The 8,908-nt window shown below is 72.8% G+C and carries 10 protein-coding genes; 1 reads left to right on the top strand and 9 read right to left on the bottom strand.

The window, feature by feature from the left end; genetic code table 11:
• The 9 genes from ruvC to pgsA all read right to left on the bottom strand — a co-directional run.
• A partial coding sequence (ruvC, locus tag IEZ12_RS17665; protein WP_229847628.1) for a crossover junction endodeoxyribonuclease RuvC occupies nt 1–439 on the bottom strand: 439 nt, incomplete at its 3' end.
• 124 nt (nt 440–563) lie between these two features.
• A complete protein-coding gene (locus tag IEZ12_RS17660) occupies nt 564–1,319 on the bottom strand; it encodes a YebC/PmpR family DNA-binding transcriptional regulator (protein ID WP_073817010.1) in 756 nt (251 codons plus the stop codon).
• A 91-nt stretch (nt 1,320–1,410) separates the two neighbouring features.
• Entirely contained in the window at nt 1,411–2,019 is a 609-nt protein-coding gene (pdxT, locus tag IEZ12_RS17655; RefSeq protein ID WP_043908585.1) for a pyridoxal 5'-phosphate synthase glutaminase subunit PdxT, read from the bottom strand.
• A 138-nt stretch (nt 2,020–2,157) separates the two neighbouring features.
• A complete protein-coding gene (gene pdxS / locus IEZ12_RS17650; protein WP_043908587.1) occupies nt 2,158–3,069 on the bottom strand; it encodes a pyridoxal 5'-phosphate synthase lyase subunit PdxS in 912 nt (303 codons plus the stop codon).
• 159 nt (nt 3,070–3,228) lie between these two features.
• Nucleotides 3,229–3,774, bottom strand: a complete 546-nt coding sequence (locus tag IEZ12_RS17645) for a membrane protein (protein ID WP_043908590.1) — start codon at nt 3,772–3,774, stop codon at nt 3,229–3,231.
• Between the two features lie 20 nt (nt 3,775–3,794).
• Nucleotides 3,795–4,157 (bottom strand): tautomerase family protein, encoded by a 363-nt coding sequence (locus IEZ12_RS17640; protein WP_043908594.1) that lies wholly within the window; start codon nt 4,155–4,157, stop codon nt 3,795–3,797.
• 27 nt (nt 4,158–4,184) lie between these two features.
• Complete coding sequence (locus tag IEZ12_RS17635; RefSeq protein ID WP_043908596.1) at nt 4,185–5,357, bottom strand: glycosyltransferase family 4 protein; 1,173 nt, start codon at nt 5,355–5,357, stop codon at nt 4,185–4,187.
• Nucleotides 5,354–6,259: a phosphatidylinositol mannoside acyltransferase gene (locus IEZ12_RS17630; RefSeq protein WP_043908598.1), complete on the bottom strand. Its 906-nt coding sequence runs from the start codon at nt 6,257–6,259 to the stop codon at nt 5,354–5,356. The genes IEZ12_RS17635 and IEZ12_RS17630 overlap by 4 nt, the downstream gene beginning before the upstream one ends.
• A complete protein-coding gene (gene pgsA / locus IEZ12_RS17625) occupies nt 6,256–6,912 on the bottom strand; it encodes a phosphatidylinositol phosphate synthase (protein ID WP_100585067.1) in 657 nt (218 codons plus the stop codon). The genes IEZ12_RS17630 and pgsA overlap by 4 nt, the downstream gene beginning before the upstream one ends.
• 126 nt (nt 6,913–7,038) lie before the next feature.
• Here pgsA and IEZ12_RS17620 point away from each other — a divergent pair.
• A partial coding sequence (locus tag IEZ12_RS17620; RefSeq protein ID WP_229847627.1) for an elongation factor G occupies nt 7,039–8,908 on the top strand: 1,870 nt, incomplete at its 3' end.

The following is an 8,908-nucleotide window of genomic DNA, read 5'->3' as shown; positions in this document are numbered from 1 at the left end:
CCAGGGCGTCCGCCGCGTCGGCGGGCTTGGGCGGGGCGTCGAGGCGCAGGAGGCGGGTGACCATGGCGGTGACCTGGGCCTTGTCGGCGCGGCCGGAGCCGGTGACCGCCGCCTTGACCTCGCTCGGGGTGTGCAGGGTGACGGGGATCCCCCGCCGGGTGGCGCAGAGCACGGCGACGGCGGAGGCCTGCGCGGTGCCCATCACGGTGCGGACGTTGTGCTGCGCGAACACCCGCTCGACGGCGACGAGTTCGGGCGAGTAGCGGTCGAGCCACTCCTCCAGCCCGCGTTCGACGGCGAGCAGTCGCGGCCCGAGGTCGTCCCCCGGCGGCGTCCGCACCACGCCCACGCCGAGCATCGTCAACTGCCGCCCGGGCAGCCCTTCGACGACTCCGACGCCGCACCTGGTCAGCCCAGGGTCCACACCCAGCACTCGCACGAGCCCTGCCCCACCTCTCTCCGACCCGGGAAGGCTACCCCTGACCACGGACAACCGTCCCCGGACACGCCTCCGCCCGGCGGCCGCGAGCGGTCACCGGGCGGAGGAGCCGAGAACGAAGGACTCAGGCGTCCAGCTCGGCCATGATCTCGTCCGAGACGTCGAAGTTGGCGAAGACGTTCTGCACGTCGTCGCTGTCCTCCAGCGCGTCGATCAGCTTGAAGATCTTGCGGGCGCCGTCGGCGTCCAGCTCGACCTGCATGCTGGGCACGAAGTTGGCGTCGGCGGAGTCGTAGTCGACGCCCGCGTCGACCAGCGCGGTGCGGACGGCGACCATGTCGGTGGCCTCGGAGATCACCTCGAAGGCCTCGCCGAGGTCGTTGACCTCTTCGGCGCCGGCGTCCAGGACGATGTCGAGGACCTTGTCCTCGTCCACGCCGTCGGCCTTGGGGACGATCACCACGCCCTTGCGGTTGAACAGGTAGGACACCGAGCCCGGGTCGGCCATGTTGCCGCCGTTGCGGGTCATCGCGACGCGGACGTCGGAGGCCGCGCGGTTGCGGTTGTCGGTGAGGCACTCGATCAGGACGGCCACGCCGTTCGGGCCGTAGCCCTCGTACATGATCGTCGAGTAGTCGGCGCCGCCGGCCTCCGCACCGGAGCCGCGCTTGACGGCCCGGTTGATGTTGTCGATCGGGACGGAGCTCTTCTTCGCCTTCTGGATGGCGTCGTAGAGCGTCGGGTTGCCCGCGGGGTCGCCGCCGCCGGTACGAGCCGCCACCTCGATGTTCTTGATCATCTTGGCGAAGAGCTTGCCGCGCTTGGCGTCGATCGCGGCCTTCTTGTGCTTGGTGGTAGCCCACTTAGAGTGGCCGGACATCGCCAGCTCCTTTTCGTCGCCAATGGGAAATGAACAGGGGAGATCTTACCGGTGCCGCACTGCGGGGTGGCACACGGTCACCGCGCCGCGCCTAGCGCGCGGCGGCCTCGACCATCCGCACGAAGTACTCGTGGACGCGGTGGTCGCCGGTCAGCTCCGGGTGGAAGGAGGTGGCCAGCAGGTTGCCCTGGCGGACCGCCACGATCCGGGCGTCCGGGCCGTCGGCGGCGGGCACCTCGGCCAGCACCTCGACGCCCGCGCCGACCGACTCGACCCAGGGGGCGCGGATGAACACGCCGGTGACCGGCTCGGCCATGCCCTCGAACGGGATGGCGGTCTCGAAGGACTCGTTCTGCCGGCCGAAGGCGTTCCGACGGACCGTCATGTCGATGCCGCCGACGGTCTCCTGGTCGTCCCGGCCGTCCAGGATCTTGTCCGCCAGCATGATCATGCCGGCGCAGGTGCCGTAGACCGGCATGCCGGCCCGGACCCGCTCGCGCAGCGGGTCCATCAGGCCGAACAGCACCGCCAGCTTGGAGATGGTGGTGGACTCGCCGCCGGGCATCACCAGGGCGTCGACCTCGGCGAGCTCCTCGGGGCGGCGGACCGGACGGGCCAGCGCGTCGGCGGCGGCCAGCGCCACCAGGTGCTCACGGACGTCGCCCTGGAGGGCGAGGACGCCGATGGTGGGGGTGCTCACGGTGTCACTACCTCTTCATCTCGAACTACGGGCCGGGAAAGCCCACGGAGCGGCCCGCCGCGCCGATTGCTCGCGCGACGGGCCGGGACCGGGGGACGCGGACCGGAACCGTCGGTCCGATCCGCTCCCCGGCAGTGCTTACCAGCCGCGGTTGGCGTAGCGCTCCGACTCCGGCAGGGTGTCGCAGTTGATGCCGACCATGGCCTCGCCCAGGTTGCGGGAGGCGTCCGCGATGACCTTCGGGTCGTCGAAGAAGGTGGTGGCCTTCACGATGGCCGCGGCGCGCTTGGCCGGGTCGCCGGACTTGAAGATGCCGGAGCCGACGAACACGCCCTCGGCGCCCAGCTGGCGCATCAGCGCGGCGTCGGCCGGGGTGGCCACGCCACCGGCGGAGAACAGCACGACCGGCAGCTTGCCGAGCTCGGCGACCTCGCGGACCAGCTCGTACGGGGCGCGCAGCTCCTTGGCGGCGGCGTACAGCTCGTTGTTGTCGAAGCCGCGCAGCTTGGCGATCTCGTTCTTGATCTGGCGCAGGTGGCGGACGGCCTCGACCACGTTGCCGGTGCCGGCCTCGCCCTTGGAGCGGATCATGGCCGCGCCCTCGGCGATCCGGCGCAGGGCCTCGCCCAGGTTGGTGGCGCCGCAGACGAAGGGGGTGGTGAACGCCCACTTGTCGGAGTGGTTGATCTCGTCGGCCGGGGTCAGCACCTCGGACTCGTCGATGTAGTCGACGCCGAGCGACTGCAGGACCTGGGCCTCGACGAAGTGGCCGATGCGGGACTTGGCCATCACCGGAATGGAGACCGCCTCGATGATCTCCTCGATCATGTTCGGGTCGGACATCCGGGCCACGCCGCCGTCCTTGCGGATGTCGGCGGGCACCCGCTCCAGCGCCATGACGGCGACAGCGCCGGCGTCCTCGGCGATCTTCGCCTGCTCGGCGTTGACCACGTCCATGATCACACCGCCCTTGAGCTGCTCGGCCATGCCGCGCTTGACCCGGGCGGTACCGATCTGCGGCTGGTCTGCGGTGGTGGGGGTGGTGGACACGTAAGACCTCACTCAGGGATGAACCGGTGCTATCGACCTATCGTAGGCCTGCGGGGGTGGGGACCCATACGCCACATGGTCCAGCGTCACCAACGGCATACGACAATCAGGCCAGAGCACCACGGACGGGTGACAGTGGGCGAGAAATCAGCGCCCAGCCTACGCGGGCGCTCCCTCGGGCGTGAGCGCCGTCGGCGGTTCGTCGTCCATCTCGAACGCCATGGGGAACGGCGCCCGCCCCGCAAGCCGGAAGTAGCGCACCAGCCGGTGCTCGCGCACCGCCCGCGCCGCCCGCACCGCGTCGTTGTGGAACCGCCGTGCCATCGGCACCCGGCGCACCGCCTCCACCAGGTCGCGCACCGCGTCCTCGCCGCCCGGGGCCGCCCGCAGCGCCGCGACCTGCTCCGGCTCGTCCAGCACCGCGCGCAGCGCCAGGCTCAGCTCGCTCTCCGCCACCTCGCGCTGCTCGTCCTGCGCCTGCCGGGCCGCGTGCGCGGCCTCCAGCAGCAGGATCGACGCGGCCGGGTCGAGCAGCGAGGAGGTGGCCAGCTCCATCGCCACCGACGCCCGGCGCAACAGCTGGGCGTCCAGCGAGGCCCGGGCGGCGTCGATCCGGGCGTGCAACCGGTCGAGCCTGCCCGCCGTCCAACTCAGGTAGACGGCGAACAGTACGACGGCCGCGAGGGCCCAGATCCAGGTAGTCACGGGGCGTTACGGTACCCGGCTCAGCCGCCGAAGACCGCCGAGCGGTAGGAGTCCCGGTCGGTCTCGGTGACCGACACCGCGGCCTGCACCGCCCCCGGGTCGGCGCCCAGGTACTCCGGCAGCGCCGCCACCGTCGCCTCCGCGAGCGCCGCCTTGGCCTGCGCCGACCGGCCCGGGAAGATCTCGAACTCGACCGCCACCAGCGCGTACGTCTCGGCGTCCGCGCCGACCACCGCCTCCTCGGTGCGCCGGAAACGGGTCTTGCAGGCCTCCGGCTTGGCGTCGATCAGCTTCACCGCCAGCCGGTTCAGGGCCAGCCCGAATCCGCGCCGGTCGAAGCAGTCGGCGAGCCGGTCGGTGTAGTCGACGGTGATCAGCGGCATGGTGGTACCTCTCGCGAGCAGGGTGGTTCAGCGACCAAGACGCGTGCGCCAGCCGGACGGTTCGGCCTCGGCGACCGGCGGACGACCGTCGGTGACCGTCTCGTACACCGACAGCACCTCCGCCCCGACGGTCTCCCAGTCGAATCGCCGCACGTGCCGGGAGGCGGCCTCGCGCAGCGCCAGCAGCCGTTCGGGGCTGCCGAGCAGTTTCACCGCGGCGGCCGCCAGCGCGTCCGCGTCCTCCACCGGGAACAGTTCGCCGGCCGCGCCGCCGTCCAGCACCTGGCGGAACGCGTCCAGGTCGCTGGCCAGCACCGGCGCACCCGCCGACATCGCCTCGACCAGGATGATGCCGAACGACTCGCCGCCGGTGTTCGGCGCCACGTACAGGTCGACGCTGCGCAGCAGCCGGGCCTTGTCGCGGTCCGAGACCATGCCGAGGAACTCGACCTGCGCCCGCACCTCGGCGGGCAGGCCCGCCACCGCCTCCTCCTCGTCGCCCTTGCCGGCCACCAGCAGCCGCACCCCGGGGCGCTCGGCGAGGATCCGCGGCAGCGCCGCCAGCAGCGTCGGCAGGCCCTTGCGGGGCTCGTTGATCCGGCCGATGAAGCCGATCGTGCCCGGCCCGCCGTCGGCGGCGCCGCCCTGCCACTTCGGGTCCGGCTCGGCGTCCGCGAAGAACCGCACGTCCACGCCGTTCGGGATCACCACCGCGTCGCCGCCCAGGTGCTCCACCAGGGTGCGCCGGGCGTACTCCGACACCGCGATCCGGCCGGACATCTTCTCCAGGCCCGGCTGCAGGATCGGCGAGGCCGCGATCATCGCCCGCGACCGCGGGTTCGAGGTATGGAACGTCCCCACCATCGGCCCGGACGCCGCCCAGGCCGCCAGCATCGACAGCGACGGCGAGTTCGGCTCGTGCACGTGCAGCACGTCGAACCGGCCCTCGCGCAGCCACCGCCGCACCCGGGCCGCCGACAGGATGCCGAAGCTCAGCCGCGCCACCGACCCGTTGTACGGCACCGCGACGGCCCGCCCCGCGGACACCACGTACGGCGGCAGCGCGTCCTCGTCCTCCGCCGGGGCCAGCACCGACACCTCGTGACCCAGCCGGATCAGGTGCTCCGCCAAGTCCCGGATGTGGAACTGCACACCGCCCGGCACGTCCCAGTCGTACGGGCAGACCACGCCGATCCTCACCGCTCCGCCCTCCGCGGCGTCAGGTCGGCCAGCCACAGCTTCTGCAGCATGTGCCAGTCCGTCGAGTGCTCCCGGATCGACTCCGCCCACACGTCGGCCATCGTCTGCGTCATCGCCACGACCTGCTCCTGCCGCTCGCCCACGCCGGACGGCACCACCTCCGGGTGCACCTCCGCGCGCAACACCGGCCCGTCGTACCAGAGCGTGACCGGGAACAGCGCCGCACCGGTGCGCTGCGCGAGCGCCGCCGGGCCGGCCGGCATCCGGGTCGGCTCGCCGAAGAAGTCCACCTGGACACCCGCCTCCGACAGGTCCCGGTCGCCGACCAGGCACACCAGCCGGCCCTCGCGCAGCCGCCGCGCCAGCGTCCCCACCACCGACACCTGGGAGCCGGTCAGCGCCAGCACCTCCATGCCGAGGCTCTCCCGGTACGCCACGAACCGGTCGAACAGCGACTCCGGCTTCAACCGCTCGGCGACCGTGGTGAACGGGAACCCGCCCGCGGACGCGATCCACGCGCCCGCCAGGTCCCAGTTCGCCATGTGCGGCAGCGCCAGCACCGCGCCGCGCCCCGCCGCCATCGCCTCGTTCAGCTGATCCAGGTTCTTCACCGTTATCGCCTGCGCGACCCGCTCCCGGCTCCAGGTCGGCAGCCGGAACGACTCCATCCAGTACCGCATGTACGACCGCATGCCGGCCCGGGACAGCTCCCGCAGCCGGGTCGCGTCCGCATCCGGGTGGACCCGCGCCAGATTGGCCTCCAGCTGCCGCACCCCCTTGCCCTGCCGTCGCCACGCCACCTCGGCGATGGTGTTGAACAGGCCGCGGGCCACCGGCTCCGGCAGGTGCTTCAGCCCCGCCCAACCGGCCGCATAGGCCGCGTCGACCAACCGCTCCTTCACTCGACCCCCTCGGCGGCGCCCGCCGCCTCCAGCTCGGCCGCCTCCCGGCGCACCGTCAGCATCCGCTGGGCCACCGTCACCAGGCTGCCCACCGCGACCACCCACAGGGCGACCGGCAGCAGCCACTCGATGTACGGCACCCCGAACTTGTGCAGGCCCGCGAAACCGGCCGCCACCAGGCTGATCACCAGCCGCTCGGCCCGCTCCACCAGACCCGACACGTTCACCGGGAAGCCCAGCGACTCCCCACGCGCCTTGGTGTACGACACCACCTGGCCGCTGGCCAGACAGAAGATCGACACCGCGCACAGGACGTCGTTGTCGCCCTTGCCGGCGTACCACATCGCCAGACCGCCGAAGATCGCCGCGTCGGCGACCCGGTCGAGCGAGGAGTCCAGGAACGCACCCCACTTGCTGGACCGGCCCGCCTGGCGGGCCATGTTGCCGTCCACCAGGTCGGAGAAGATGAACAGGGTGATGGTGATCGTGCCCCAGAAGAACTCCCCGCGCGGGAAGAACACCAGGGCGCCCGCCACCGACCCGGCTGTACCGATCAGCGTGACCGCATCCGGACTGACACCCCACCGCAGCAGCATCGCCGCGAACGGGGTGAGGACACGTGTGAAGAAGCCACGCGCGTACTTGTTGAGCATGGCCTTCCGGTCCGCTCCGCTCCTCGGTTGGCGCCCGCGAGCCGCTTGCCCGCCGGGCGGCCGCGCGGATGGCCCCGCCCGGCTGGACAATGGTATCCACGCTGATCGAGCGGCAGGAGGCCAGCCATGCCGGACCGGACAGCCCACTCCCCCGCCACACCCGCCGACCGACCCGGCCGGCTCCGCAACCTCGCCCTGGTCGGGGCGGGCGGAGCCGGCAAAACCACCCTCGCCGAGGCCCTCGCCCTCACCGCCGGCGCCCTGACCAGGCCCGGCACCGTCCCCGACGGCACCACCGTCGCCGACTGGGAGGACATCGAGCACCAGCAGCAGCGCTCGGTCCAGTTCGCGCTCCTCCCGCTCCCCTGGCAGGACCTCACCGTCAACGTGCTCGACACCCCCGGCTACGCCGACTTCGCCGGCGAGCTCCACGCCGCCCTGCGCGCCGCCGAAGCCGCCGTCTTCGTCCACTCCGCCGCCGACGAGACCGTCGCCCGCCCCGTCCGGGCCCTGTGGCAGAGCTGCGAGGCCGCCCACCTCCCGCGCGCCCTCGCCCTCACCCACCTCAACACCGCCCGGGTCCGCCTCGACGACGTCCTGCGGATGCTCCAGGACACCCTCGGCACCCCCGACACCGTCCGCCTGCTGCACCACCCCGACCTGCGCGACGGTCACCTGCACGGCAGCACCGACCTGCTCACCGGCCGCGCCTACGGCAAACCCGACGCCCCCGGCGACCTCACCGCCGAACGCGCCCGCCTGGTCGAGGCGCTGGCCGGCGAGGACGACACCCTGATGGAGCGCTACCTCGACGGCGCCGACCTCGACACCGCCGCGCTCACCGCCGGACTGCGCCGCGAGTTCCTCGCCGGCACCCTGCACCCGGTCCTCGCCACCGCCCCCGACGGCACCGGCTGCGACGCCCTGCTCGACCTGGTCGCCGCCGCCTTCCCCTCCCCCGCCGACCGCGCCGACGACCTCCCCGCCGCCGACCCCGACGCCCCGCTCACCGCCCAGGTCGTCCAGACCGGCGAGGACCCCTACCTCGGCCGCCTCAGCCTGCTGCGGATCTTCACCGGCACCCTCCGCCCCGACACCACCGCCCACCTGCCCGACGGCACCGACGAACGCCTCACCGCCCTGCACAGCCCGTTCGGCCACCAGCTGCGCCCCGTCCCGCAGGCCGTCGCCGGCGACCTGGTCACCGTCGCCAAGCTCACCGCCGCCCGCACCGGCGACACCCTCACCACCGACGGCGCCGTGCTGCCGCCCTGGCCGCTGCCCGAGGCCCTGCTGCCCACCGCCGTCCAAGCCCGCTCCAAGGCCGACGAGGACAAGCTCTCGCAGGCCCTCGGCCGGCTCACCGCCCAGGACCCGGCGCTGCGTGTCGAGCAGAACCCCGACACCCACCAGCTCGTCCTGTGGTGCACCGGCGAGGCCCACCTCGCCGTCACCCTCGACCGGCTCACCGACCGGCACGGCGTCCACGTCGAGACCGTCCCCTACGAGGTCGCCCTCCGGGAGACCTTCGCCGCCCCCGCCAGCGGCCACGGACGGCACGTCAAACAGTCCGGCGGCCACGGCCAGTACGCGATCTGCGACCTCACCGTGGAACCGCTGCCCGGCGGCGGCTTCGAATTCGTCGACCGGGTCGTCGGCGGCGCCGTCCCGCGCAACTTCGTCCCGTCCGTCGAGAAGGGCGTCCGCGCCCAACTCGCCCACGGCCTGCACGGCCACCCGATGACCGACGTCCGGGTCACCCTCACCGACGGCAAGGCGCACTCCGTCGACTCCTCCGACGCCGCCTTCCAGACCGCCGCGGCGCTCGCCCTCAGGGAAGCCGCCGACCACACCGACGTCCGGGTCCTGGAACCCGTCGACGAAGTCCGGGTGCTGCTGCCCGACGAGTACCAGGGCGCCGTCCTCACCGACCTGTCCGCCCGCCGCGGCCATGTCCTCGGCACCGAGATCGGCGGGCCGGGTCTGAGCCTGGTCC

It is taken from the genome of Kitasatospora griseola (genome assembly GCF_014648555.1).
In the GTDB taxonomy this organism is placed as follows: Bacteria; Actinomycetota; Actinomycetes; order Streptomycetales; family Streptomycetaceae; genus Kitasatospora; species Kitasatospora griseola.
This window is presented reverse-complemented; position numbering and strand designations above follow the sequence as displayed.